General features: G+C 56.5%; 20 protein-coding genes and 1 tRNA gene. 7 read left to right on the top strand and 14 right to left on the bottom strand.

Annotated elements, in window-relative coordinates:
* Positions 1-37 precede the first annotated feature (37 nt).
* On the bottom strand, positions 38-490 hold the full coding sequence (azu, locus tag PLU01S_RS05000) for an azurin (protein WP_074823296.1): 453 nt from the start codon (positions 488-490) through the stop codon (positions 38-40).
* A 438-nt stretch (positions 491-928) separates the two neighbouring features.
* Here azu and PLU01S_RS04995 point away from each other — a divergent pair, with 438 nt between their 5' ends.
* The 6 genes from PLU01S_RS04995 to PLU01S_RS04970 all read left to right on the top strand — a co-directional run bounded on the left by PLU01S_RS04995 (position 929) and on the right by PLU01S_RS04970 (position 8,363).
* Positions 929-1,516 (top strand): cytokinin riboside 5'-monophosphate phosphoribohydrolase, encoded by a 588-nt coding sequence (locus PLU01S_RS04995; protein ID WP_074823298.1) that lies wholly within the window; start codon positions 929-931, stop codon positions 1,514-1,516.
* 132 nt (positions 1,517-1,648) lie between these two features.
* The gene (locus PLU01S_RS04990; RefSeq protein WP_139208720.1) at positions 1,649-2,509 is read left to right on the top strand and encodes an SDR family oxidoreductase; all 861 of its coding nucleotides are present in this window, start codon (positions 1,649-1,651) and stop codon (positions 2,507-2,509) included.
* Positions 2,510-2,651: 142 nt separating this feature from the next.
* A complete protein-coding gene (locus tag PLU01S_RS04985) occupies positions 2,652-3,719 on the top strand; it encodes a class I mannose-6-phosphate isomerase (RefSeq protein ID WP_074823303.1) in 1,068 nt (355 codons plus the stop codon).
* A gap of 33 nt (positions 3,720-3,752) precedes the next feature.
* The gene (locus PLU01S_RS04980) at positions 3,753-4,610 is read left to right on the top strand and encodes a glucose 1-dehydrogenase (protein ID WP_010796937.1); all 858 of its coding nucleotides are present in this window, start codon (positions 3,753-3,755) and stop codon (positions 4,608-4,610) included.
* 175 nt (positions 4,611-4,785) lie between these two features.
* A complete protein-coding gene (locus PLU01S_RS04975; RefSeq protein WP_074823304.1) occupies positions 4,786-6,474 on the top strand; it encodes a bifunctional metallophosphatase/5'-nucleotidase in 1,689 nt (562 codons plus the stop codon).
* A gap of 245 nt (positions 6,475-6,719) precedes the next feature.
* The gene (locus PLU01S_RS04970) at positions 6,720-8,363 is read left to right on the top strand and encodes an acid phosphatase (protein ID WP_074823306.1); all 1,644 of its coding nucleotides are present in this window, start codon (positions 6,720-6,722) and stop codon (positions 8,361-8,363) included.
* 34 nt (positions 8,364-8,397) lie between these two features.
* Here the strand turns inward: PLU01S_RS04970 and PLU01S_RS04965 are convergent, their stop codons facing one another.
* The 9 genes from PLU01S_RS04965 to rnr all read right to left on the bottom strand — a co-directional run bounded on the left by PLU01S_RS04965 (position 8,398) and on the right by rnr (position 20,623).
* Positions 8,398-10,650, bottom strand: a complete 2,253-nt coding sequence (locus tag PLU01S_RS04965) for a YgiQ family radical SAM protein (RefSeq protein WP_010796934.1) — start codon at positions 10,648-10,650, stop codon at positions 8,398-8,400.
* 224 nt (positions 10,651-10,874) lie between these two features.
* Positions 10,875-12,269: a replicative DNA helicase gene (gene dnaB, locus PLU01S_RS04960; protein ID WP_010796933.1), complete on the bottom strand. Its 1,395-nt coding sequence runs from the start codon at positions 12,267-12,269 to the stop codon at positions 10,875-10,877.
* 149 nt (positions 12,270-12,418) lie between these two features.
* Positions 12,419-12,865, bottom strand: coding sequence for a 50S ribosomal protein L9 (gene rplI / locus PLU01S_RS04955; RefSeq protein WP_010796932.1), 447 nt, complete (start codon positions 12,863-12,865; stop codon positions 12,419-12,421).
* A 21-nt stretch (positions 12,866-12,886) separates the two neighbouring features.
* Positions 12,887-13,777, bottom strand: coding sequence for a YybS family protein (locus PLU01S_RS04950; protein WP_074823311.1), 891 nt, complete (start codon positions 13,775-13,777; stop codon positions 12,887-12,889).
* 35 nt (positions 13,778-13,812) lie between these two features.
* The gene (gene rpsR / locus PLU01S_RS04945; RefSeq protein ID WP_007161145.1) at positions 13,813-14,043 is read right to left on the bottom strand and encodes a 30S ribosomal protein S18; all 231 of its coding nucleotides are present in this window, start codon (positions 14,041-14,043) and stop codon (positions 13,813-13,815) included.
* A gap of 26 nt (positions 14,044-14,069) precedes the next feature.
* Positions 14,070-14,492: a 30S ribosomal protein S6 gene (gene rpsF / locus PLU01S_RS04940; RefSeq protein ID WP_010796930.1), complete on the bottom strand. Its 423-nt coding sequence runs from the start codon at positions 14,490-14,492 to the stop codon at positions 14,070-14,072.
* Positions 14,493-14,663: 171 nt separating this feature from the next.
* Positions 14,664-17,180, bottom strand: a complete 2,517-nt coding sequence (locus tag PLU01S_RS04935; RefSeq protein WP_074823314.1) for a response regulator — start codon at positions 17,178-17,180, stop codon at positions 14,664-14,666.
* Positions 17,181-17,216: 36 nt separating this feature from the next.
* Complete coding sequence (gene rlmB / locus PLU01S_RS04930; RefSeq protein ID WP_010796928.1) at positions 17,217-17,960, bottom strand: 23S rRNA (guanosine(2251)-2'-O)-methyltransferase RlmB; 744 nt, start codon at positions 17,958-17,960, stop codon at positions 17,217-17,219.
* Positions 17,957-20,623 carry a ribonuclease R gene (gene rnr, locus PLU01S_RS04925; RefSeq protein ID WP_074823317.1) on the bottom strand — a complete coding sequence of 889 codons (2,667 nt, stop codon included), beginning with the start codon at positions 20,621-20,623 and terminating at the stop codon, positions 17,957-17,959. Before rnr ends, rlmB begins: the two co-directional genes overlap by 4 nt.
* Before the next feature lie 205 nt (positions 20,624-20,828).
* On the opposite strand from rnr, the gene PLU01S_RS04920 reads away from it, so the two are divergent.
* A tRNA-Leu gene (locus PLU01S_RS04920) sits at positions 20,829-20,915 on the top strand.
* A 140-nt stretch (positions 20,916-21,055) separates the two neighbouring features.
* On the opposite strand, the gene PLU01S_RS04915 is transcribed toward PLU01S_RS04920, so the two are convergent.
* From PLU01S_RS04915 to hflK, 4 genes are all read right to left on the bottom strand, one after another.
* Positions 21,056-22,348, bottom strand: coding sequence for an adenylosuccinate synthase (locus tag PLU01S_RS04915; protein WP_074823321.1), 1,293 nt, complete (start codon positions 22,346-22,348; stop codon positions 21,056-21,058).
* 48 nt (positions 22,349-22,396) lie between these two features.
* The gene (locus PLU01S_RS04910) at positions 22,397-23,584 is read right to left on the bottom strand and encodes an ATP phosphoribosyltransferase regulatory subunit (protein WP_074823324.1); all 1,188 of its coding nucleotides are present in this window, start codon (positions 23,582-23,584) and stop codon (positions 22,397-22,399) included.
* A gap of 261 nt (positions 23,585-23,845) precedes the next feature.
* The gene (gene hflC / locus PLU01S_RS04905; protein WP_010796924.1) at positions 23,846-24,715 is read right to left on the bottom strand and encodes a protease modulator HflC; all 870 of its coding nucleotides are present in this window, start codon (positions 24,713-24,715) and stop codon (positions 23,846-23,848) included.
* Positions 24,715-25,905 carry an FtsH protease activity modulator HflK gene (gene hflK, locus PLU01S_RS04900; RefSeq protein WP_010796923.1) on the bottom strand — a complete coding sequence of 397 codons (1,191 nt, stop codon included), beginning with the start codon at positions 25,903-25,905 and terminating at the stop codon, positions 24,715-24,717. The genes hflC and hflK overlap by 1 nt, the downstream gene beginning before the upstream one ends.
* Between the last annotated feature and the right edge of the window lie 48 nt (positions 25,906-25,953).

Genomic DNA, 25,953 nt, shown 5'->3' with positions numbered 1-25,953 from the left:
CCGGTCAATGCCGGGCTTTCTATCGGTCTTTCGACATTCAGTCGTCGATCGTGAGCGTGCCCTTCATGATGGCCGCATGACCGGGGAAGGAGCAGAAATATTCATAGTCCTCTCCCTTCTTCAATTTGGAGGTATCAAACGTCACGGACGTCTTTTCGCCACCCCCAATCACCTTGGTATGGGCGATCACGCGGGAATCGTTTTCCTTGAGGTAATCCTTGTCCATACCGGCCGCGATACCGTCAGTGGCGACGCCCTGGACATCATCCTTTGTGGTCAAGACCCAGTTATGCCCCATCACATTCTTGGGAAGCGTGCCGGGATGGATCAGGTTGACCGTGAATTGCTTGCAGTCCTCATTGACCTTGATCTTGTCCGTGCTGAAGGTCATCTGATCAGTTCCCTGAATATCGACCGAGCACTGGTCGGCTGCCCATACGGATGAGCTGGCCAGAGCAAGCAGAGAGACAGCGAAAAGCGAACGTTTCATGAAATCTCCTAACGCATGTGTTCACTAAGTGAAGACTGGCATGTTTGAAAGCGAGTTCCAATCGCTAAAACGTCTGGAACATGGTTTGCAACGAAACGGCTATGGCTGCCATCGAAACTTTTGAGCGGCAAGGCCAGCCTGATATTGAGAGGATGCCCCTGTCACTTGCCGTCTTGAGGAGTACCCACCATGAAATTCCCGGACTACATCAACCAGCTTTTCATCGCCTACGCTCTGGGTGCCAGCGGCACCTGTCCTGAACAGGTCTCTGCCTGATGCTCCCTCCAGCCTGAAGTAATCGGCACGCGCGCACCTGCGATCAGCCGATTGCTTCATGGCCACCTCTCCCCGCATGCACTACGGCACTGATCATGACAAGGCTTGGTTAACCTTGGCGTGAGGATTACGCTTACGCCTCCTACCAGCCAAGGATCAGCAATGTCGTTGAAAGCCGTTTGTGTATTTTGTGGCGCCAAGACAGGCGCCGACCCAATCTACCGTGAAGCTGCCGAAGCCTTGGGTCGCGCCCTGGCCAAGCGCGGTCTTACGCTCGTCTATGGTGGCGGTGCCGTGGGCCTGATGGGCATCGTAGCCGACGCGACCCTCGCAGCCGGAGGCGAGGTGATAGGCATCATCCCCAAAAGCCTCCAGGATGCCGAAGTCGGCCACAAGGGACTGACCCGTCTTGAAGTAGTCGATGGCATGCATGCACGCAAAGCACGTATGTCTGAACTGGCGGATGCCTTTGTTGCCTTGCCCGGTGGACTAGGTACGCTGGAAGAACTCTTCGAAGTCTGGACCTGGGGTCAGCTCGGCTATCACGCCAAGCCGCTGGGCCTTCTGGAAGTAAATAACTTCTACGCGCCCCTTGCACAGTTCCTGGATCATGCAGTGAGTCAGGGCTTTGTGGCTGGCCCTCATCGCGAGATGCTTCAGGTCAGCCAGTCGCCGGATGAACTGCTCAATGCGCTTGAACAATGGACGCCCACCGTAGCGCCTCGCTGGCACGCCAACGCGCCCAAGTAGATCACTTCAGTCGATAAAGCGAGGCGTATGGCCTCGTTTTATCGTTTCAGCACCATTCATCTCTTTTGGTGAACCCGCTCAACGTATGGCATGTCGCATTTTTACATCGCCCTAACACGTTTGGAGGAATTCATCATGACCGATTACCCACGCCCGCCTTTCCCCGAACAACCCCAAGAGCCGCCAGCACTTCAATCCAAAATGACACCCGTTCCGGACTGTGGCGAGCAGAGCTACAAGGGATCTGGTCGTCTGGCTGGTAAGGTTGCGCTCATCACCGGGGGAGACAGCGGCATCGGTCGTGCAGTGGCCATAGCCTTCGCTCGGGAAGGTGCCGATGTTGCCATTTCCTACCTGAACGAACATGAAGATGCCGAGGATACTGCGCGCTACGTGAAAGAAGCCGGACGCAAGGTTCTGCTACTGCCAGGCGATATCAGCAAGCGCCAGCAATGCCTGGATATCGTTCAGAAGACCGTGTCTGAATTCGGCCGCATTGATGTACTCGTCAATAACGCCGCATTCCAGATGTCCCATGACTCCCTGGAAGAGATTCCGGACGAAGAATGGGTGTACACGTTCGATACGAACATCACGGCCATGTTTCGTATCACCCAGGCAGCCGTCAAACACATGGGCAAAGGTGGTTCGATCATCAACACCACCTCTGTGAATTCGGACATGCCCAAGGCCACTCTGCTGCCCTATGCCACCACGAAGGGGGCGATTGCCAACTTCACGGCAGGTCTGGCTCAGCTCCTGGCCGAAAAAGGCATCCGTGCGAACAGCGTAGCTCCAGGCCCGATCTGGACACCGCTGATTCCGTCCACCATGCCGCCTGAACAGGCCTCGCAGTTCGGTAGCCAGGTTCCGCTGGGACGAGCAGGTCAACCGGCCGAGCTTGCGCCTGTATATGTCATGCTGGCCTCTGACGAAGCCAGCTATGTGTCTGGCGCTCGCGTTGCGGTCACTGGCGGCAAGCCGATTCTGTAAGACCTGCTGCGCCATGGTCGGCTACAAACCGGCCGACCATGGCCAGACCCAAACATCTACATGCTCTTAATGACTCATGCGCCCTTGTGAGCGCACGGGATTGTTTTGCCTGCCTGTTCCTCATCTGTACTAAGGAGCACACATGGACTGGTACCCTCTTCGGCTATCTACCCCTATCCGTAGCCACATGTTTGGCGGTCACGCCATTGCTGAAATACTGGGTCGCCGCGGGCTACCTGCTGGCCGTATTGCCGAGACATGGGAAGTCAGCGATGTCGAAGGCAGCATTGCAAATGTCACCGAGGGCTCGCTTGCCGGTCAATCGCTTCGTGATCTGGTGAAGCGTTATCCCACCGAGCTGGTGGGCCCGGGGTTTGATGGTCCCTATTTCCCCCTGCTCAGCAAGTTTATCGATGGCTGCGGCATGTTGCCGGTGCATTTGCATGCTGATGACGAAACCGCTCGCCGTCTCGAATGCCAGCCCAACGGCAAGACCGAAGCCTGGCATATCCTTTGGGCCGAGCCCGGTGCCACCGCACTGGTCGGAATCAAGCCGGGGATTAATCACGATACCTTGCGCAGCGCCCTGATTGCCCAGGATTACGACGCCGTCATGCGCCGTCTGCCGGTCCGTGCAGGCGAAACCATCTATGTGCCTGGAGGCACACTGCACAGCTTTGGCCCCGGTACGCTGATCTATGAGATCGAGCAGACTTCGGATATCCAGCAACAGGCAATGCCCTGGCAGATGTCCGACGGCTCGCCGCTCAGCCATCAGGACTGGATTGCCGGTATCGATCAACTGCTCGAAGAGTGCTATCTCGAACCCCAACCCGAATTCACACCCGGCTTCCGGCTGCCCCAAGGCGATGACATTGATCGCTTAATCTGTACTGCTAGCCCCTACTTTGCCTTGGAGCGCTGGCGTGTAGCCGGTGCGGGCGCCAAGCCCCTTACCTACCGTTTCAACAAGGCCACACTGCTTAGCAACGTCGGCACACCCATCCGCATTCAGGCCGGTAGCTGGTCTGGCGTCCTGGGCGCTGCCGAAACCCTTCTGCTGCCTGCCACGCTAGGAGAAATTCAGTTGGCCGGACCGGCTGACGTCCTGTTCGGCTACGTGCCTGACCTTGAACAAGACATTCGGACGCCCTTGCGCGCTGCAGGCTACGGTGATCAAGCCTTTGCAGTGCTGGGCGCCACGCATTAATCCGCTTTTCTAACCACTTGAAAGGAGGTCTTTATGTCCGACTATCCAACCCCCCCCATGCCAGCCGAAACCCAACCCTATCCGGGCTATGAAAGCCAGATGAATCCGCGTCCGGACTTTGGCGAACAGAGCTACAAAGGCTCCGGCCGCCTGAAAGGCAAGGCCGCACTCATTACCGGCGGTGACAGCGGTATCGGCCGCGCGGTGGCCCTGGCCTTTGCTCGCGAAGGTGCGGACGTTGCCATCTCCTACCTGAGCGAAGACGAAGACGCCCGTGAAACGGCACGGCTCGTTACCGAAGCAGGCCGCAAGGCAATCCTGATTCCAGGTGACTTGAGCCAGCGCGAAAACTGCCTGGCCGTCGTGCAGAAAACCGTTGAAGCGTTTGGCCGTATCGATGTGCTGGTCAACAACGCCGCATTCCAGATGACCCGCCAGTCGCTGGAAGAAATTCCGGATGAAGAGTGGGTGCACACGTTCGATGTGAACATCACCGCCATGTTCCGCATTACCCAGGCGGCTGTGAAGCACATGCCCAAGGGCGGCTCCATCATCAATACCTCCTCGATCAATGCGGACATCGCGCCGCCTTCATTGCTGGCTTACTCCGCCACCAAAGGAGCAATCGCCAACTTCACGGCAGGTCTGGCGCAACTTCTGGCCGAAAAAGGTATTCGCGCAAACAGCGTGGCACCCGGACCGATCTGGACGCCGCTGATCCCCTGCACCATGCCAGCCGAACAGGTGGAAAGCTTCGGCAAGATGGCGCCGCTGGGTCGTCCTGGCCAGCCTGTCGAACTGGCGCCAGTCTATGTAATGCTGGCCTCGGATGAATCCAGCTACGTCTCCGGTGCCATGGTGCCTGTCACTGGCGGCTCGCCCGTGCTCTGATCGATCACGGCTGGGCTGTCTAACGGCCCAGCCGGCTTCTTACGCTGTTCTGTCATCTCTCCGCTTCATACTGCGCCTACCGTTTCGTTGAAAGCATGCTATTGCTTAAAGGATGAAGCGATCCGCTTGGTATGCCTCTCTGGCATGCATATCCCTCTGCACCTGGAAGCGCTAGATGATGCCTGTTCGCTCTTATGCTGCCCTGGGCCCTGTGGCCTTGTCCCTCCTGCTGACGGCCTGCTCTTCGGCCCCGACCCAACCGTTAGAGATCAACCTGGCCGTATTCAATGACTTTCACGGCTACCTGCAACCCGCCAGACTGACCTACCCTGACTCCACCGCACCCGACGGCAAACGCACAATCGAAGCGGGTGGTATAGAGGTGCTGGGTGGCGTTATCAACTATCTGCGTCAACAGGATCCAGAGCTACTGGTCATTGCCAGCGGTGACCTCATCGGTGGCAGCCCACCCATCTCATCGCTCTGGGCGGACGAGCCTACCATCGAAGCCATGAACCTATTGGGGCTGCAACTTTCGGCGGTCGGTAATCATGAGCTGGACAACGGAAAGGATGAACTGCTGCGGGTCATCAATGGCGGCTGCGCTTCCAACCGGCCCCAGAAAGCCTGCCAGCTGCACAAAAACTACCAGGGGGCGCACTTTACCTACCTGGCTGCAAACCTGATCGATAACCAGACGGGTAAACCCGTGTTTCCGGCCTACCAGATCCTGGAAGCCCACGGACAAAAAATCGCATTCGTGGGTGCCGTGCTGAAAGACGTAGCCCGGATCGTCTCGCCGGCTGGCATGAACGGACTGAGCGTTCAGGACGAAGCCGATGCCATCAACGCCCAGATCCCTGCCCTCAAGGCCCAGGGTGTAGAGGCCATCGTCGCAGTCATTCACCAGGGCGGAGGCACGAATGAATCCTACAATGCGCCAGACTGCACCCGCCTGCGCGGCCCTATCGTCGAGATTACCAAGCGCCTTGATCCGGCAGTCGATGTCGTTGCCAGTGCCCACACGCATCAGTCTTATACCTGTCACGTGGACAATCGCCTTGTCTTTCAGGGCGGCTCCTACGGGCAGTTCGTTAGCCATGTACGGCTCGGCATTGACCCCAAGACCCACGACATCATCTCGGCCAGCAGCGAAAACCTGACCGTAGACGCCCATCGCTACACTCCCGATCCTGCGCTCGCCGCGCTGCGTCAGGACGTTGAAAAGCGTAGCCAGCATGTGCTTCAGCGGCCTATCGCACGTATTGCTGTCCCCCAGATCACTCGCATGACCGATGCGAATGGCGAATCGACGCTAGGCGATCTCATTGCCGACGCCCAACTTCAGGCGACACGCAAGCTGGGCGCCCAGATTGCCCTCATGAACGCAGGCGGCATCCGCAGCAATCTGGCTCTGGAGCCTGGCCAATCCAGGCTGACCTACGCCCAACTGGCCGCCAATCAGCCATTCGGCAATACCCTGACCTTGCTGACCTTGAGCGGTGCCCAGCTCTATCAGCTCATGGAGGAGCAATGGAGCAGTGACGACAGCGCCAGTCTGATGCAGGTTTCGGAAGGCTTCAGCTACCGCTGGAATCCGGCAGGCAAACCGGGCCAGAAAGTGGTTTCCGGAAGCATGAAGCTGAATGGACAGCCGATCCGGCTCGACCAGGATTACCGCATTACAGTGAACAACTTCATGGCCCAGGGAGGGGATGGACTTGAGATCCTCAAGCACGCCCGCCACGTACAGGAGACCGGCATTCTTGATGTCGATGCGCTTGAACACTATCTCGTTGAACGGGACACGTCCGGCAAGCCGGCCGGCCAAGCTAAACCTGCCGGACGTATTCAACGCTTGTAAGCGTGGCTGATATGACCCTTCTTAGCGCCATGCTATGTAACATGGCGCTTCATCTACGGACTGCAGCGGTAGTCCGCCTGCCCTTACTGGCTCGCATGCTCTCAGTGATAAAACTGATCAGCCAGCGCCTGCAAAAAAGTTAGCTAGGCATACAAATAACTGACTTAATAAGAACGTATCGCTCGAAAATCTGAAATATTTTGTTACTACTGTAGAGGCCAGCTCCGTTACTGAGGTTTCCTCCGATGAAAGATGACGACCGTAATAAGCCCGATTCCACCCTCGAGAAATCAAGACGCCGCTTTCTGATCGGAGCAGGTGTCGTCGGGTTAGGGCTAGGTTTGCCCGGTCTTGACCGCATGGGAATGGCTGAAGCTGCCGAGCGCAAGGCATTCGACCATTCACTGAAACGGCAAATCAAAAATGTCGTTGTGATCTACGCGGAAAACCGCAGCTTCAATAACCTGTTTGGCAATTTTCCTGGCGTCTCGAAGCCACTGTCTGCGGTCAACGCCAAGCATTTCCAGCAGAAGGACCGTAACGGACAGCCGCTACCGCACTTACCCAAGATCTGGGGTGGCCTGGTGCCTATGGCTCAGACCATTGACGGTCAGCAATACCTGATTACTGAAGATCAGATCAGTGGGCTTTCCAATGCACCCTTTCCTCTGAAGGATGCTCAAGGCAAGCTGCTTAACCCGGGCTTGATCACTCGTGATCTCGTACATGCGTTCTACCAGAACCAGATGCAGATCAACGGCGGACGCAATGACGGCTTTGTCGCCTGGGGTGACTCCGGCGCACTGGTCATGGGTTACTACAGCCAGCCCGAGAAGTTGCGCTTGTGGAAACTGGCCCAGGAATTCACCCTCTGCGACAACTTCTTCATGGCTGCTTTTGGTGGCTCTTTCCTGAACCATCAGTTCCTGATCTCGGGTCGCGCGCCGTTCTACCCCAACCACACCACCAGCCCGGCAAAGGACAAGGTGGCGGTGCTTAAAGGGAAGAATCCGCTGGGCTATGAGTTGGCTCTGGCGGACAACTCTCCTGCTTCGGCCCTGGATGGACGTCCGGTATTCGTCAATCCGGGCGCGCTTAGCCCTGACGGCTATGCCATCAACACCATGCTGCCGCCCTATCAGCCCAGCCAGATTCCGCCGCCGGCAGGAGGCGACCCGGCCCTGTCCGATCCGACCAACCCGAGCGTACTGCCACCACAGACCCATGCCACCATTGGCGACCTGCTGTCAGCCAAGGGCGTGGACTGGGCTTGGTACTCGGGAGGCTGGCAGGCAGCGCTGGAGGGCAATGGCGCCGATACCCGGTTCCAGGCGCACCACCAGCCATTCAACTACTTCAAGCGCTTCGCTCCGGGCACGGCAGCACGCGAGCAGCACATCCGCGACGGCGGGATTGGCGATGATCCGAGCACCAACCGCTTTCTGGCAGACATTGATGCCGGTCGCCTGCCGCCTGTAACCTTCTATAAGCCCCAGGGCAGCCTAAACCTGCATGCCGGTTATGCCGATGTCGCTTCAGGCGATCAGCACATTGCCAAGGTTATCGAACATCTGCAGAAAGGCCCGCAATGGGAAAACACCGTAGTCGTCATTACGTTCGATGAGAACGGCGGCTGGTGGGATCACGTAGCACCGCCCAAGGGTGATCGCTGGGGTCCAGGCACACGTATTCCGGCCCTTGTCGTGTCACCCTTCGCACGCAAAGGACATGTCGATCACGACCTGTACGACACTACCTCAATCCTACGCCTGATCACCCGGCTCCACGGCTTGCCGCCGCTCAAGGGTCTGGTGGAGCGCGACATCGCACGCGTCACCCACGGTCTCGCCCCCTTGGGCGATCTTACCGGCGCGTTGACGATCCGCTGATAGCAAAACGGCGAGCCTGAGGCTCGCCGTTTCATCAACGCGGAATATTGGGTTCTCGCCGGGGCTTTTTCTTGCCCTTGGCAAACGCCACCGCCTGACCTTCCTGTTTCTTGTCCCATCCCTTGCTGCCATCCGCCGCACGCGGCGGTAAGCCGGTATGCTGAGTCAGCAACGGCTTGCCTGCTTTTTTGCTACCCAGCGGCGTCGAATTCTTACGACGTGCACTCTGGTAAGTACCATCCACAGCGGGCTGGAACGTGGGAATCAGGTGATGCTTGCCGTTACCGATCAAGTCGGCACGCCCCATATCCTTGAGCGCTTCACGCAGCATCGGCCAGTTGTTTGGATCGTGATAGCGCAGGAATGCCTTGTGCAGGCGGCGCTGACGCTCCCCCTTCACGATCGGTACGCCATCGCTCTTGTAAGTTACCTTGCGCAGCGGATTCTTGCCCGAATGGTACATCGCAGTCGCGGTTGCCATTGGCGACGGATAGAACGCCTGTACCTGATCCGCCCGGAAGCCGTTACGCTTGAGCCAGAGCGCCAGGTTCATCATGTCTTCATCAGTCGTACCCGGATGCGCAGCGATGAAGTAAGGAATCAGGTACTGTTCCTTACCGGCTTCCTTCGTATACTTCTCGAACATCTGCTTGAAGCGATCGTAACTGCCGATGCCCGGTTTCATCATCTTGGAAAGCGGACCTTCCTCGGTGTGCTCTGGCGCAATCTTCAGGTAACCCCCCACGTGATGGGTTACCAGCTCTTTTACGTACTCCGGCGACTCTACCGCCAGGTCATACCGCAAGCCCGACGCAATCAGGATCTTCTTCACACCCGGCAGGGCACGCGCAGAGCGATACAACTGGATTAGCGCCGAGTGGTCGGTGTTCAGGTTTTCGCAGATACCCGGCCACACGCAGGACGGCTTGCGGCAATGCTTCTCGATTTCCGGGTCCTTGCACGCAATCCGGTACATGTTGGCCGTCGGGCCACCTAAGTCGGAAATAACCCCGGTAAACCCTGGCACTTTGTCGCGAATTTCCTCGATTTCTCGAATAATGGACTCTTCCGAACGGTTCTGGATAATGCGGCCTTCGTGCTCGGTAATGGAGCAGAAAGTGCAGCCGCCAAAACAGCCGCGCATGATGTTGACCGAGAACCGGATCATCTCGTACGCAGGAATCCGCTCGCCTTTATAAGCAGGATGCGGAACACGGGCATAGGTCAGCCCGAAGACGTAGTCCATCTCTTCAGTGGTCAGCGGAATCGGCGGCGCATTGAGCCATACGTCCTGATCGCCATGACGCTGAACCAGCGCGCGGGCATTGCCCGGGTTGGTCTCCAGGTGCAGCACGCGGTTGGCGTGGGCATACAGGACCGGATCGCCCTTTACTTTCTCGAACGACGGCAGCCGAATGACCGTCTTGTCACGGGTAAGCTTCGGGCTGGGCAGCAGCTGAACAACCTTCGCCTCCTCAGGATCTTCCTGCGGCCCCTTGGACTGCTCAATGGCACACGCCTGCAAATCCTGTGTATTGACGTAGGGGTTGATGATCTTGTCGACCTTCCCCGGACGGTCAATACGCGTCGAGTCCAGCTCGAACCAACCTTCCGGCGTGTCCTTGCGAATAAACGCAGTGCCGCGAATATCGGTGATCGCCTGGATGGGTTCACCCGCAGCCAAGCGGTGAGCAATCTCCACGACTGCACGTTCGGCATTGCCGTACAGCAGAATATCCGCCTTTGCATCCATCAGGATGGAATGGCGTACCTTGTCCTGCCAGTAGTCGTAGTGAGCAATCCGGCGCAGTGATGCCTCGATACCGCCCAGGACAATCGGTACCCCCTTGTAGGCTTCACGGCAACGCTGGCTGTAGACCATGCTGGCACGATCGGGACGCTTGCCGGCCAAACCGCCTGGTGTATAAGCGTCGTCGGAGCGAATCTTGCGATCGGCTGTATAGCGGTTGATCATCGAATCCATGTTGCCTGCCGCCACGCCAAAAAACAGGTTCGGCTTGCCAAGCTTCATGAAGTCGTCTTTGGACTGCCAGTCTGGCTGGGAGATAATCCCTACCCGAAAGCCTTGCGCTTCCAGAAGACGTCCAATGATGGCCATGCCAAAGGATGGATGATCCACATAGGCATCGCCTGTCACGACAATGATGTCGCAACTGTCCCAGCCGAGCAGGTCCATCTCCTCCCTGCTCATCGGCAGGAAAGGCGCAGGTCCAAAACACTCAGCCCAATATTTGGGATAGTCGAACAACGGCTTGGCAGCGAGCATGAAGGCTTCCGGGGATTAAATATGGTGCGGGAGGAGGTGCAAGAATAGCACAAAAAATAGCCAGTTAAGAGAGGCGAACCGCTATCCGTCGCCTGACAGCCGCATGGTTACTGGACTGCTGAGCTTGCCGAACGCGCGCATCCACGCCTGGATTACCACATGCAAGGCCAAGGCGCTTATAAAAAAGCCGCACAGGTGTGCGGCTTTTTTGCGCCCCCGACAACTTAGTCGTCGTCGAAGTTATAACTGCCGGGCGCCAAGTTCTCGAAACGGGTGTATTTGCCGATAAAGGCGAGTCGCACCGTACCGATAGGACCGTTACGCTGTTTACCGATAATGATTTCGGCTACACCCTTGTACTCGGTTTCAGGGTGATATACCTCATCCCGGTACACAAACATGATTACGTCGGCGTCCTGCTCGATCGCTCCGGATTCACGCAAGTCGGAGTTCACCGGGCGCTTGTTCGGCCGCTGTTCCAGCGAGCGGTTAAGCTGGGACAACGCGACCACCGGACAGTTGAACTCCTTGGCCAGCGCTTTGAGCGAGCGCGAAATTTCGGAAATCTCATTGGTCCGGTTTTCACTGGCTGCCCCGCCAATCCGCATCAATTGCAGGTAGTCGACCATGATCAGCGCCAAGTCACCGTGTTCACGCACCAAACGCCGCGTACGTGCACGCATTTCCGACGGGCTGATACCTGCCGTGTCGTCGATAAACAGCTTGCGGTCATTCAGGAGGTTAACCGCTGAGGTCAGCCTTGGCCAGTCATCGTCCTCCAGCTTACCCGAGCGGACCTTGGTCTGATCGATTCGCCCAAGGGACGACAACATACGCATCACGATCGAATCAGCTGGCATTTCCAGTGAAAATACAAGCACGGCCTTGTCCGTACGCAGTACCGCATTTTCGACCAGGTTCATGGCAAAGGTCGTCTTACCCATCGAGGGACGTCCCGCCACGATAACCAAGTCCGACGGTTGAAGGCCGCTGGTTTTATCATCCAGATCCACAAATCCTGTGGAAACACCCGTAATCGCATTATCCGAGTTGAACAGGGTATCGATTCGATCAATGGCCTTGGTCAGAATGTCATTAACGCCAATCGGACCTCCTGTTTTGGGACGGGCCTCGGCGATTTCGAAAATCTTGCGCTCCGCCTCATCAAGAAGCTCATTGGCGCCCCGACCTTCAGGGTTATAGGCACTGTCGGCAATGTCATTGCTGATGCCGATCAGCTGGCGCAGCGTGGCGCGCTCGCGCACGATCTGGCCATAGGCCTTGATGTTTGCAACAGAGGGGGTGTTTTTTGCCAGCTCACCCAGGTAAGCCAGCCCCCCTACCTGGGGTAGTTGTCCTTCCTTGTCGAGCTGCTCGGATAACGTAACCACATCGAAAGGCTGGTTGCTTTCAGCCAGACGAGCAATGGCACGAAAGATCAGGCGATGGTCATGGCGATAGAAGTCGCCGTCCGATACCTGGTCCGAGACGCGTTCCCACGCATTGTTATCCAGCATCAAGCCACCCAGCACGGCCTGCTCGGCCTCGATGGAGTGCGGTGGCACCTTCAGCGCGGCAGTTTGCAAATCGTATTGTTCAGCGATGGCGATCTCATTCATGGCGTAGCGATTGGCACCGAAAGTTCGATCAGAGAAGACAGGCCTTCATGGCCTGAAAAAAAACGGGCACGTCATTACGAGAATGACGTGCCCGATTGTCGGCAGGCTTGCATGTTCGTGCAAGCCCGCCAGTCAGTTGTCATGACCGCTTATTCAGCAACCACGACCACCTTGACGGTAGTTTCAACGTCGGTGTGCAGCTGCACATCTACGTCGAACTCGCCAACGTTACGCAGAGCGCCGTTGGGCAGACGAACTTCGCTCTTGTCCAGCTCAACGCCAGCAGCAGAAACAGCCTCGGCGATGTCGCGAGTACCGATAGAGCCGAACAGCTTGCCTTCGTCGCCAGAGTTGGCAGCGATGGTAACGGTCAGTTCGTTCAGCTTGGCAGCACGAGCTTCAGCAGAAGCCTTCTTATCGGCAGCCTGCTTCTCGAGCTCTGCACGACGTGCTTCGAACGCAGCAACGTTGTCAGCAGTAGCGGCAGTTGCCTTGCCCTGCGGCAGCAGGAAGTTACGAGCGTAACCGCCCTTGACGTTCACTTTATCGCCCAGGTTGCCCAGGTTGGCGATCTTTTCCAGCAGGATGACTTCCATTTGAGTCTTACCTCTTAACTTTTAACCTTCACCGTTCGTGGAGTCCTTGGACGTATTGCCCAGGCGCCCACGAAAATCAAACAGACTGTCGACCACGGCTACGATCACCAACAACGGATAGATCAACTGCCCAAAGATCAGCAGTGTCACGTACAACCCCACCAGCCAGAACGTGGCCATGTGCTTCTGTCTTACCAGTCCGTGAATCAGGGCAACGCCAGCTATCGCCAGGGGTACACTGCACAGCGGTGTCAACATCCCAAGTCCCAGGTTGATGTTGGGTGCCAGTAGCATGACCAACAGCATTCCCAGTGCCAGGGCGGGCGACAATCTCAGCGCATGAAACTCACGCGCGAAACCGCCTGGGTTATACAGCGCAGCTTGCCAATAACGTCCCAACATCAGGCACAGCAGACAGACAATCTGGAAAAGACTCGCCATCAGACCGGTCAATACAGGCACCAGCATGTCATGCAGCTGGGCCTGCTTGGCTTCCGGCAAAGCATCCGGTGACTGACCCGCCATCTGAGGCAGAAGCTTTTGAATTTCCTCTGCCAAGAGGTTGATGGGCTCTGCGTAGACATGACCAATGGTCACAGCAAACGCCAGACCGACCAGGATGCTGGCGAGCAGGACACGCGGCCAGGAAACACTGCTGCGTAAAACCAGCGCCAGCGCCAGGGTACCGACGAATACGAGCGCAATGCTCGGATCCCCCAGATACCACCAGAACGCGGCCGGCAGCAATGCCCAGACCACTACACCTGCAGCGTCACTTGCGCCACGGCGCAGGACGACCAGACTCCCTGCTGCAGCGCTGAGCCAGTACAGAAATGGCACAACCGCTGCAATCACCACCGTAAGGGTGGCTTGCATGCGACCGCGCATGATGAAATCAGCAAGGGCTCGCATGCGAATTATCCGTTAGTTCGTGTCGATGCCCGGTCTCAACGGCCGTGGCTGTCGGTGTAGGGCAACAGGGCCAGATAACGAGCACGCTTGATGGCAGTACCCAGCTGACGCTGGTACTTGGCCTTGGTGCCAGTGATACGGCTCGGAACGATCTTGCCGGTTTCGGAGACGTAGGCTTTCAGGGTGTTCAGATCTTTGTAATCGATCTCTTTCACGCCTTCAGCGGTGAAACGGCAGAATTTACGACGACGGAAGAAACGTGCCATAACAATGATTCCTCAATAATCCAGGCTTACTCGGCGCTATCGTCGCCATCGACGTCAGCATTGTCGCTGCCATCGGCGGACTCGGACTCGGCAGGACGCTCGCGACGCTCACGGCGCTCGCTACGGTTCTCTTCGGCCTTGAGCATTTCAGACTGGCCGGTAACGGCTTCATCGCGACGGAGGATCATGTTACGGATCACGGCGTCGTTGTAACGGAAGTTGTCTTCCAGTTCAGCCAGTGCTTTGGCGCTGCACTCAATGTTCATCAGAACATAGTGAGCCTTGTGCACGTTGTCGATAGCGTAAGCCAGCTGACGACGGCCCCAGTCTTCCAGACGATGAACCTTGCCACCGTCTTCTTCAATCGCTTTGGTGTAGCGCTCAACCATGCCGCCCACCTGTTCGCTCTGGTCAGGATGAACCAGAAACACAACTTCGTAATGACGCATAAATGCTCCTTACGGGTTATAGCCTGCCACATGATGCGGTCAGACAAGGAGTGAATGTTTCGTTTTGACTTGCCTGCAAGCGGAGGCCCGCTACAGGCAAGGGGCGGTATTCTAGAGAAGGGCACCGGGTGGCGCAAGGAAGATCACGAGCCAACCGGCTCGCCGGTACAACTATCTGACGGACAGATCATCGAGCAGCTGCCGGATCTTGAAAAGATCGTATGGCTTGAGCAGCGCCTTTACATGTTTGAGTTCGTCGTCCTTGTCAAAGGCATAACCGGAAGCCACTACGACATGCAGTCCGGGATAACGCTTGAGCGCCTGACGGCTCAGGTCCAGCCCTGACATGCCTCCAAGCCCGATATCTGTGAAAAGGACATCAAAGGTACTGCTCTGCAGCGCGTCCAGTGCCTCTTCGGCAGAAGCCACGGCCGTAACCTGATAGCCCAGCTCTTCCATCACCTCGCTAGTCAGGCTACGTAGCGTCAGGTCATCCTCGACCAGCAGAATATTCAATACCTTGTTACTTGCGGTTTCCTCCAACGCCATGTCCTCTTCTGTTACAGCTGTAGTAGGGGTGTGCTGTCTGTGCATACCGAGCATCATACGCACCTTTTGGGCTAACTCATCCCGACGATAGGGTTTACTGAGCAGGTTGCCTCCTGCCTCGAGCCGTCCGCCCTGTATTACAGCGTCCTGTGTATAGCCCGAGGTAAACAGTACCTTCAAGGAAGGCCTGAGCGCCCCTGCTCTGCGTGCCAGCTCGGTGCTGCGTACCGGGCCCGGCATCACAATGTCTGTAAACAATAAATCTACAGGCGCCCCCTGCTCAAGCATCGTCAGGGCAGCCTGCCCATCACCGGCTTCCAGCACGTCATAGCCTAGCTCACTCAGCATATCCACCACGATGTGACGAACATCAGGGTCGTCTTCCACTACAAGGATACATTCGCTTCCACCTTCCTCAACCGACGGCAAGGCCATGGAACTATCGGCTGTATCGGTATTCGGTAGCGAGCGTGGCAGATAAAGAATGATCGATGTTCCCTTGCCCAAGGTACTGTTGATCAAGATATGTCCGCCACTCTGCTTCACGAAACCATAGACCATGGACAGGCCAAGCCCGGTGCCATGCTCTTCACGCTTGGTCGAGAAAAAGGGCTCGAAGGCTTGCGCCTTGACCTCTTCGGACATTCCGCGCCCGGTATCCGTGATGATCAGCTGCACGTACTCGCCTGGAATCAACTCGTCAGCGGTCTGCCACTGCTCCTGGGAAAGCAACACGTTATGTAGCTCAACAGTGACATGCCCCTCATTAGCCATTGCTTCGCGGGCATTGAGTAACAGACTGACCAGCACGTTTTCCAGCTGACCTGCATCGACAAATATCGACCAGACATCAGGGTCAGCAAGCACAGTCAGCGTGATGGACTCGCCCAACGCCTGATGCAGCAAATCACTCATGCCATCCAGGAGACTCTTCGTATCGACTGACATTGGCTGCAGGGGCTGCCGCCGCGCAAAGGACAAGAGCTGAGAAGCAAGGCTTGCACCCCGCTCTACGGCTGTATTGGCCGCCTGCAGCCGACGCTGGCCAACCTCATCGCCTGCCAGTCGGGTTTTCAGCAACTGCAGGTTGCCTCCGATGATCTGCAGGACGTTATTGAAATCATGGGCAACGCCCCCCGTCAGTTTGGCAACGGCTTCCAGCTTTTGCGCCTGAACCATAGCGGCCTGTCGCTCATCTTCACTGCGTTTGAGCTCGCGCGTCCGCTCCTGCACCAGATCTTCAAGGTGCAGCCGGTAATTGGCCAGCTCGGTTTCCGCCCGCTTCTGCTGGGTGACATCGTTACCCTGGATAAAAAGCCCTGCCACCTGCCCGTTATCAATAATCGGCTGCAGGATGAAATCTACGTAGATTTCGTTGGAAGGCCCCAAGGCGGTACGTTGAATATCCAGGCGAACGCCGCGTCCAGAAAATGTTTTGAGAGAGACTAGCGCCTCATCAAATAACCTGAGAGCACCTTGCTCTACCAATTCGGGAAAGACAGTACGAAGAGGATGACCGACAACGTCTCCTCGCGCTACAAGGTGCAGAAACGCATCGTTAGCCAGCTCAAACACATGGTCAGGCCCGCTCAAGACACAGATGAAACCCGGCGCCTGCTGAAACAGCCGTCTCAGCTGAGCCCCTTCATCCTGTAAGGCTTTCGCTCGATTGATCAGGCGCTGCCCCAGTTGAATGTTCGTCGATGTCAGGCTGGGAGAACGAGCTACATCGGCACGCATGGCCTGGAGTTCACTGATATCCGTAGCGTGCTGGAGGATATGCTGCAATCGACCTCCAGCATCGAAGAGTGGCGTATGCGTAACACTCCAGACATGGTCTTCAAACACTACCCCCCTGGCACTGCTACGCGGTATCGCGTAACGAATAACAGGGAGGGCATCTTCCTGCCTGAGCGTAACAGCTCGCTCGATGGAGGCTTTCAGGGCCTGCTGTGATGGCACGTTGCCCTGCAACGGATCGACAGGAAAGGCCTCGAACAAATGGACCCCAAGCAACTCCTGACGCTGCCGCCCCACGGCTCTCAGGTACGCCTCGTTGGCGTCCACGACGGTCAAAGCGCTGTTCAGCAGAACATACGAATTCGGCGAAGCCCTGAAAATGCTTTCAAAATCGAGCATGTAACCTAACTACTTTCAGCGGGCGAGCCGATCCCTCTAGCGAGAACGACGTTGACGAACGGCTTCGAACAGGCAAACCCCTGTCGCTACGGAGACGTTCAAACTGCTGACACTGCCGGACATAGGCAAACGCACCAGAAAATCGCACAGCTCACGTGTCAATCGGCGCATTCCCTTGCCCTCTGCACCCATGACGAGAACGGTCGGCCCGGTCATGTCTACATCATAGACATCCTGCTCTGCTTCTCCTGCTGTGCCCACAACCCACAGCCCTCGCTTCTTGAGCTTTTCCAGCGTACGCGCCAGATTGGTAACCGCGACCAATGGAATAACCTCAGCGGCACCACACGCTACCTTACGAACCGTAGCATTCAGACTGGCTGACTTGTCCTTGGGTATGATGACCGCCTGAACACCTGCCGCGTCGGCTGTACGCAGGCAGGCCCCCAGGTTATGCGGATCCGTCACCCCATCCAGCATCAGAAGCAGTGGCGGGCCTTCGGCTCTATCCAAAAGTTCTTCAAGCATCGCCTCGCCCCAGATCTGGCTCGGACTTACATGCGCCACGATCCCCTGATGCACACCGTCCACCTGCTCGTCGAGCGATTGACGGCTATGGGTCTGCACCGGCACACGTGCAGCATCGGCCAATGTGACCACTGCCTGTATGCGCGGTTCCTGACGACCTTCGGCTATCCATAGTTGCTTCACCCGCTTTGGATGATGACGCAACAACGCTTCTACGGCATGGATGCCATAGACCATTTCCCACTGACTCATGACTTGACCTTACGTTTACGGACTTCACCAGAAGCCGCCTGTGCCTTGGCCTTGGAAGGCCCCTTGCGATGTTTGCTCGGCTTCGTTGCCTTGGCCGATTTAGCTGGCTTGCCGGGTTTAGCGCTGTCTGCTTTTTTGCCTTTCTTTGCTGGCGTGCGCGCCGGGGCGGCCTCCTGTCTGGCAGGTTGCGCCCTGGCGGGCTTTTCTCCACCGGTCTTGGCCTCATCCAGCAGGGCGCGCTTGACTGCACGACTGCGCTTGACGTCCGTATTGCCCAGCAACACTTCTGCCTGCTTGAGCAATTCAGGCGAGACCTCGATCCCTACTGCTGAATTCTGGGCAGGTACCTGGGTTTTCTCGCGCTTTCGAGACTTATCTCTTGAGGGCTTGGCATCGCCTCGCTGGCGACGACCTGCCGGAGCCGATTGTGCCGTCTCGGACAGCTCAAAGTCGATCTTGCGCTCATCCAGATCCACACGCGCCACCACGATTTCGACCAAGTCACCCAGCCGATAACTGCGCCCGCTACGCTCACCTGAAAGCCGATGGTGTACGGCATCGAAATGATAATAATCGCTTGGCAGCGCCGTGACGTGAACAAGCCCCTCGACGTAGATATCGCTCAGCTCGACAAACACGCCAAATCCCGTCACAGCGGTGATGACACCCGGGTACGTCTCGCCGACCCGATCACGCATGTACTCGCACTTGAGCCAGTTCGCAACGTCTCGTGTAGCTTCGTCGGCACGGCGTTCGGTCATGGAGCACTGCTCACCCAGCTGATCCAGCTGCGCCTCATCATACGGATAGATACGCGACTTGGGCATGGCAGCGGCGCCGGCACGCTTCACATGCCGTGTTTCAAGCTTGGAACGAATGACGCTGCGAATTGCACGGTGAACCAATAGGTCCGGATAACGCCGAATGGGCGATGTGAAGTGTGTATAGGCTTCGTAATTGAGACCAAAATGTCCCTCATTGTCCGGGCTGTAAACCGCTTGGCTCAGTGAGCGCAGCATTACCGTCTGGATCAGACGGTAATCGGGACGGTCATGAACGGCTTTGAGTAGCGCCTGGTAGTCTTTGGGCGTCGGTGTAGCCTTGCCCTTCGTCAAAGTCAGGCCGATCTCACCCAGGAACTGCCGCAACTTGGTCTGTTTCTCAAGCGGCGGCGCATCGTGAACCCGGTACAGGGCTGGAATGCTGTGCTTCTCGAGAAACTTGGCTGTCGCTACGTTCGCGCACAGCATGCATTCTTCGATCAGCTTGTGGGCGTCGTTACGCTGAGTAGGCCGGATTTCCGAAATCTTCTTGTCGGCACCAAAGACGATTCGCGTCTCCTGTGTCTCGAAATCGATAGCACCCCGCTCCTGCCGGGTAATCACGAGCACCTTATATAAGGCATACAGTTCCTGGATATGCGGCACCAGTTGCGGCAGCTGCTCACGGAACTGCTGCGCCTCAGTGCTTTCCGGCGTTTCCAGTAACTGACTGACCCGGGTATAGGTCAGGCGCGCATGGGAGTGAATCACCGCCTCGTAGAACTGATAGCCCGTAAGCTTGCCCGTCGCCGAGATGGTCATCTCGCATACCATGGCGAGGCGATCCACCAAGGGGTTCAGGGAACACAGCCCATTGGACAGGATTTCAGGCAGCATGGGCACTACGCGCCCTGGGAAATATACCGAGTTGCCCCGGCGTGCGGCCTCGGTGTCTAGCGCAGAGCCAACCTTCACATAATGAGACACGTCTGCAATCGCGACGAAGAGCCGCCAGCCTCCGGACTTCTTCTTCTCGGCATAGACCGCGTCATCAAAGTCACGCGCATCTTCACCGTCAATTGTCACGAACGGTACGTTGCGCAGATCGACCCGCTTTTCCTTATCTTTCTCAGAGACTTCAGGCTTGAGCTTGGCAGCCTCTTTCTCTACATCGGCCGGCCACTCATGGGGAATATCGTAGCTGCGCAATGCCACTTCGATTTCCATCCCTGGCGCGAGGTAATCACCCAGCACCTCAACTACCTCGCCCTGGGCCTGGCGATGAACAGTAGGCCAGTCGGTGATATGAACCTGAACAAACTGCCCATGCTGCGCTCCGCCATGCTTGCCGGCGGGGACCAGCACCTGCTGTTGGATCCGGGGGCTGTCCGCCACTACATACGCGATGCCGCTCTCTTCAAAGAACCGGCCGACCACGCTCTCATGGGCACGGTGTACGACTTCGACCAGAGCACCTTCACGGCGGCCTCGACGATCCAGACCGGATACACGTGCCAGCGCCTTGTCACCATCGAACACGAGTCGCATTTGCGCAGGGCTCAGGAAAAGGTCATCACTGCCGTCGTCAGGGATAAGAAAGCCAAAGCCGTCACGGTGACCGCTGATTCGCCCACAGACAAGATCGAGCTTATCAACAGGGGCGTAAGCACCGCGACGCGTATAAAGAAGCTGCCCATCCCGCTCCATGGCACGAAGGCGACGGCGCAATGCTTCAAACTGATCCTCTTCCGTCAAACCGAACTCTTCTATCAGCTGCGTGCGCGAGGCAGGACCGCCCCGCTGCGCCAGATGCGCCAGAATAAGCTCGCGACTTGGAACAGGGTTTTCATATTTTTCCGCTTCTCTAGCGGCCTCGGGATCGAGGGATTGCCAATCGGCCATCAGTTTAGAGTTACCTTTTGTCTGGTTAAGAGCTCTCTATATATTGAAGCTCGAAAATGCCTTAAAGGTTAGTCTTCGAAAAATAATAAAAATTTTCCACTTCAAGGGTTTACAGGTTTAAAAAAGCCTCGTATAGTTCGCGCCACAGCAACGGCAACAACGTTGCTAACGCGAAATACGATGAGATCATCGCATATCGCAGAGTGCCCAGGTGGCGGAATTGGTAGACGCACTAGGTTCAGGTCCTAGCGGTGGCAACACCGTGGAAGTTCGAGTCTTCTCCTGGGCACCACTTTACAGACAACCGAGCTAAATAGCTCGGTTTTGTCGTTTCTGGGGTTATGCTTTTTAATCCCCCCTTCTCAGTTGCTTTTACTGGCGCCTATAAAAAGGGCCGCCTAAGCGACCCTCCCTTCTATCTACCCGATCAGATCAGGCAAACGGATGACGAAGCGTAATCGTTTCGTTGCGGTCAGGGCCTGTCGAGATAATATCGATAGGCGCGCCAACCAGCTCTTGAATACGCGCAATATAAGCACGCGCATTTGCAGGCAGCTCATCCATGCTGCGAGCACCTACGGTAGACTCGGACCAGCCTGGCATTTCCTCATAGATAGGCTCCAAACCGATATAGCTGTCAGCATCGGTCGGCGCTTCGGTCAGCTCACCTTCGGCATTACGATAACCTACACAGATACGCACGGTTTCCAGACCATCGAGAACGTCCAGCTTGGTCAGGCATAGACCAGAAATGCTGTTTACCTCGATAGAGCGACGCAGGATGACTGCATCGAACCAACCACAACGACGCGGACGACCTGTTACCGAACCAAACTCATGACCTTTCTTGGCCAGATAAGCGCCAGTCTCGTCAAACAGTTCCGTTGGGAACGGACCGGAACCTACACGCGTGGTATAGGCCTTGGTGATTCCAAGGATGTAATCCAGGTACAAAGGCCCTACGCCAGAACCCGTCGCTACACCGCCTGCCGTGGTGTTAGAACTGGTAACAAATGGATAAGTACCGTGATCGATATCCAGCAGCGTACCCTGAGCCCCTTCGAACATGATGTTCTCGCCGGCTCTACGCAGCTCGTGCAAACGCGACACTACATCCAGCATCAGCGGCTCGAGTACCTTGGCGTGCTCCATCGCATCATCATAGGTCTTCTGGAAATCAACAGGCTGCTCGTTGAAGAAGTTCTGCAGCACAAAGTTATGATACTCCAGCACTTCACGCAGCTTTTGAGCGAAGCGCTCAGGATGGAACAGATCACCTACGCGCAGGCCGCGACGGGCAATCTTGTCTTCATAAGCCGGGCCGATTCCACGACCGGTCGTTCCGATCTTGGCATCACCTCGGGCCTTTTCGCGCGCCTGATCAAGCGCCACGTGATAAGGCAGAATCAATTGGCAGGCCGAACTGATACGCAGTCGCTCACGAACCGGAACGCCTCTCGCCTCAAGCTCGGCAACTTCCTTGAACAAGGCGTCCGGCGCCAGCACCACGCCGTTACCGATCAGGCACTGTGTGTCGGCACGCAAAATACCGGACGGAATCAACCGCAGAATGGTTTTTTCACCATCGATAACCAATGTATGCCCAGCGTTGTGGCCACCTTGGTAACGAACAACCGCTGCCGCCTGATCAGTCAACAGATCGACAATTTTGCCTTTGCCCTCATCACCCCATTGGGTGCCCAGGACGACGACATTCTTACCCATAACCTTTCCCCTATAGGAATCTCTGGAGCCGGCTAACCCGGCGAACTCTCACGACGCCAGGGGCGCCACCTGCCAACTTCCATCCTGCCACGTCAGCTGTCGGTCACAGCCCGACTCGCGCGCATCCGAATCCGCCTGGCCAGGCAACGCCTGCACCACGCGCTCACCGCCTAAACGTAACTGGCGAATCGCATTCCATAGCTGAGCATCCTCGCCATGAGGTGCCCAGATACCTGTTAGCGGCTCGGTCATTTCCGCCTGACCCAGCATAACCAATGTTTTCAGATCGGTAGAAAAGCCTGTTGCCGGGCGTGCCCGGCCAAAATTCGCGCCGATATTGTCGTAGCGCCCCCCTTGAGCAATAGCTTGACCGCTACCTGGGACAAACGCCGCGAAAACAACGCCGGTGTGATAGTGATACCCACGCAGCTCGCCCAGATCAAAATACAGCGGAACATCTGGAAACCGTTGAGCTAACGTATCAGCAAGAGAGCACAGCGCCTCCAGGGCAGAGACAACGGCAGGCGGCGCTTCCGCCAGGCGCTGACGCGCAGCCTCCAGGGCCTGACGCCCACCGCACAGCTCAACCAGGCTACGCAACATGTCGCCATAAGGCGCAGGAAGCTCTTGGGTCAGGGTAATAACTTCATCTACCGCCTTGCGCTGCAGCGCATCGAAAAGCGCCTCTTCTGCTGCGCCGGATAGGCCCGCCGCTTCGCACAAACCACGATAGATTCCGACATGTCCAAGGTCCATGTGCACATCTGGGATTTGAGCCAGTTCAAGCACACCCAGCATCAGGCTGATGATTTCAAGATCACCGGCCGTGTCCTTGGCACCATATAACTCAGCCCCGACCTGAATCGGACTGCGCGACGTAGACAGCGCACGCGGACGGGAATGCAGGACACTGCCGGCATAGCACAGGCGACTCGGGCCTTCCCTATGCAACGCATGGGCATCCATTCGAGCGACCTGGGGTGTGATATCGGCGCGGAATCCCATCAGGCGCCCCGACAGCGGATCGGTTACCTTGAAGGTGCGCAGCTCCAGATCCTGGCCCGCCGCCGTCAGCAACGACTCCAGAAACTCGACATGGGGCGTTACGACAAATTCGTATCCCCACTGTTGAAACAACTCCAACACCCGTCGACGCGCGATCTCGATGCTGGCAGCCTCGGGAGGCAGGATTTCTTCAATTCCGTCAGGCAGCAGCCAGCGGTCTACCGTTGCCATTTAGCCTTTCTCCATCATGCGAGCAGCAGCCTGTCATGAAGACCTTATGCACGCGCAGGCAAAACCTGCCGCACAGAGCACGGTACAGTAGCGAGCAAAGCGCGCAGCGACGGTAGATCGCCTAAGCCATCCCCGTGATACAACCTCGCCGCCATGCAATGGTTCATGCAGACGCAAAAAAGCCGGGATGTTCCCGGCTGACTCATGATACCACGAAATACAAAAAGGTCACCGGCGGGCGACGAGCGCCCGCCAACCTTTTTACGGGGTTGGATCACCCAAGTATTTGAAGAACTCGTTCTTCGGATCCATCACTAAGATGTCGCTCTTATTAGAGAAACTGTTGCGATAAGCCTGCAAGCTACGCGTAAAAGAGTAGAACTCAGGGTTTTTTGTATAAGCCTGGGCATAGATCGCAGCAGCACGAGCATCACCATCGCCTCGTGTTTCTTCTGCCTCGCGATAGGCTTCCGCCAGAATGACGCGACGCTGACGATCTGCATCTGCACGAATACCTTCAGCCAGCTCACGTCCCTTGGCACGGTGCTCACGTGCTTCACGCTCACGCTCAGTGCCCATACGCTCATAGACGCTACGGCTCACCTCTTTCGGCAGATCAATAGCCTTGACTCGAACATCTAACACCTCGATGCCTAGCTCTGCATTAGCCATTTTGTTAAGTGAACCTGTTAACTCGGCCACCATGGCATCACGCTCGCCAGAAACCACTTCATGCAAAGTGCGCTTACCAAACTGATCACGCAGTCCGGCTTCTAAACGACGCATCAGACGCTCATCGGCAATCTGCTTCATACCTGAGGTTGCCGTATAGAAACGTTCAGCATTAAAGACACGCCATTTGGCATAGGCATCAACCATCACAGCTTTCTTTTCCAAGGTCAAAAACCGCTGTGTTGGAGAGTCTAGCGTCATAAGACGGGCATCGAACTTACGCACCTTATTTACAAAGGGCAGCTTGAAGTGCAAACCAGGCTTAAGGTCAGCATCTACTACACGACCAAACTGCAACATAACTGCACGTTCGGTCTGCTGAACGATAAACAGGCTGCTCCAGGCAAATAGTCCTAGAATGACCACTACAACCAGAGCGGCGATAGACTTGTTACTCATCAGCGGCTCTCCCTTGTCCGTACTTCAGGCAGCTGCGGCAAAGCCCTTACCGATGGCGAAGGATTATTCGAGCTGTTATTGCCTGAAGAAGGCGAGGTCGATGAATCACTCGATTCGGCAGGACGGTTTTGCACCATCTTATCTAGCGGCAGATAGAGCATATTATTCTGACCGCCCTGTGCTGTAATCAGAACCTTGCTCGATTGGCTAAGCATATCTTGCATAGCCTCAAGATACAGACGCTCGCGCGTTACCTGAGGTGCTTTCTCATACTCGGCTACCAAGTTATTAAAGCGATCCGCTTCACCCTGAGCGCGTGCAATGACCTCCTCACGGTAACCATTGGCATCTTCAATCAAACGCTGAGCCTGACCACGCGCCTCGGGAATCACGCCGTTAGCATAAGCTTCGGCTTGGTTACGCTCACGCTGCTCGTCTTCACGTGCACGAATAACATCATCAAATGCTTCCTGCACCTCGCGAGGTGCAGCAGCACTCTGGATGTTTACCTGAGTTACTGTAATACCTGTTTTGTAGGTATCCAGGAAACGCTGTAAGCGCTCACGCACCTCACCTGCGACCTGCTCACGGCCAGATGTCAGCAGCTGATCCATGGTCGAAGAGCCAGCCACATGACGCAGAGCACTATCAGTAGCATGCTGAAGACTGAGTTCCGGCTGATCCACGTTTAATACAAAAGACTCCAAATCGGTAATCTTGTACTGAACAGTCAGCGGTACCTCGACGATATTCTCGTCCTGAGTCAGCATTTGCCCCTGCTTGCTATACGCACGCTCACGCGTCACGTTTTCCTGGAACTTGCGATCCATTGGGGGGAAATAAATATTCAGGCCAGGACCTACCGTTTCGTAATACTTGCCGAAGCGCAGCACAACTGCTTGCTCCTGCTCGTCAACGACATAAATAGCGTTGTATAGCCACAAGCCAAACAGCAAGGCCAAGCCAATTAAAATCAGACCCGCACTGCTGCCCGCCTGACGGTTACCTCCGCTGGAATCCGGGCGCTTTTTACCGCCAAACAAGCGATTCAGCTTGTTCTGCAGCTTACGAAGCGCTTCATCCAAGTCCGGTGGACCTTGACGGCCGCCACCATTACCATTACCACCGCCACGGCGATCGCCCCAGGGGTCTTGATTATTTGAGTTGCCACCCGGCTCGTTCCAAGCCATAGCGCTCTCCCTACTGACTAAAGCGAAAACGCGCCGGTTGGCGCGCCG

This window comes from Pseudomonas luteola NBRC 103146 (genome assembly GCF_002091675.1).
Classification (GTDB): domain Bacteria; phylum Pseudomonadota; class Gammaproteobacteria; order Pseudomonadales; family Pseudomonadaceae; genus Chryseomonas; species Chryseomonas luteola.
This window is presented reverse-complemented; position numbering and strand designations above follow the sequence as displayed.

Bases quoted from the DNA above. Each gene is read 5' to 3' on its own strand.
- azu (WP_074823296.1), bottom strand. From the start codon at position 490: ATGAAACGTTCGCTTTTCGCTGTCTCTCTGCTTGCTCTGGCCAGCTCA.
- PLU01S_RS04995 (WP_074823298.1), top strand. From the start codon at position 929: ATGTCGTTGAAAGCCGTTTGTGTATTTTGTGGCGCCAAGACAGGCGCC.
- PLU01S_RS04985 (WP_074823303.1), top strand. From the start codon at position 2,652: ATGGACTGGTACCCTCTTCGGCTATCTACCCCTATCCGTAGCCACATG.
- PLU01S_RS04980 (WP_010796937.1), top strand. From the start codon at position 3,753: ATGTCCGACTATCCAACCCCCCCCATGCCAGCCGAAACCCAACCCTAT.
- PLU01S_RS04975 (WP_074823304.1), top strand. From the start codon at position 4,786: ATGATGCCTGTTCGCTCTTATGCTGCCCTGGGCCCTGTGGCCTTGTCC.
- PLU01S_RS04970 (WP_074823306.1), top strand. From the start codon at position 6,720: ATGAAAGATGACGACCGTAATAAGCCCGATTCCACCCTCGAGAAATCA.
- PLU01S_RS04965 (WP_010796934.1), bottom strand. From the start codon at position 10,650: ATGCTCGCTGCCAAGCCGTTGTTCGACTATCCCAAATATTGGGCTGAG.
- dnaB (WP_010796933.1), bottom strand. From the start codon at position 12,269: ATGAATGAGATCGCCATCGCTGAACAATACGATTTGCAAACTGCCGCG.
- rplI (WP_010796932.1), bottom strand. From the start codon at position 12,865: ATGGAAGTCATCCTGCTGGAAAAGATCGCCAACCTGGGCAACCTGGGC.
- PLU01S_RS04950 (WP_074823311.1), bottom strand. From the start codon at position 13,777: ATGCGAGCCCTTGCTGATTTCATCATGCGCGGTCGCATGCAAGCCACC.
- rpsR (WP_007161145.1), bottom strand. From the start codon at position 14,043: ATGGCACGTTTCTTCCGTCGTCGTAAATTCTGCCGTTTCACCGCTGAA.
- rpsF (WP_010796930.1), bottom strand. From the start codon at position 14,492: ATGCGTCATTACGAAGTTGTGTTTCTGGTTCATCCTGACCAGAGCGAA.
- PLU01S_RS04935 (WP_074823314.1), bottom strand. From the start codon at position 17,180: ATGCTCGATTTTGAAAGCATTTTCAGGGCTTCGCCGAATTCGTATGTT.
- rlmB (WP_010796928.1), bottom strand. From the start codon at position 17,960: ATGAGTCAGTGGGAAATGGTCTATGGCATCCATGCCGTAGAAGCGTTG.
- rnr (WP_074823317.1), bottom strand. From the start codon at position 20,623: ATGGCCGATTGGCAATCCCTCGATCCCGAGGCCGCTAGAGAAGCGGAA.
- PLU01S_RS04915 (WP_074823321.1), bottom strand. From the start codon at position 22,348: ATGGGTAAGAATGTCGTCGTCCTGGGCACCCAATGGGGTGATGAGGGC.
- PLU01S_RS04910 (WP_074823324.1), bottom strand. From the start codon at position 23,584: ATGGCAACGGTAGACCGCTGGCTGCTGCCTGACGGAATTGAAGAAATC.
- hflC (WP_010796924.1), bottom strand. From the start codon at position 24,715: ATGAGTAACAAGTCTATCGCCGCTCTGGTTGTAGTGGTCATTCTAGGA.
- hflK (WP_010796923.1), bottom strand. From the start codon at position 25,905: ATGGCTTGGAACGAGCCGGGTGGCAACTCAAATAATCAAGACCCCTGG.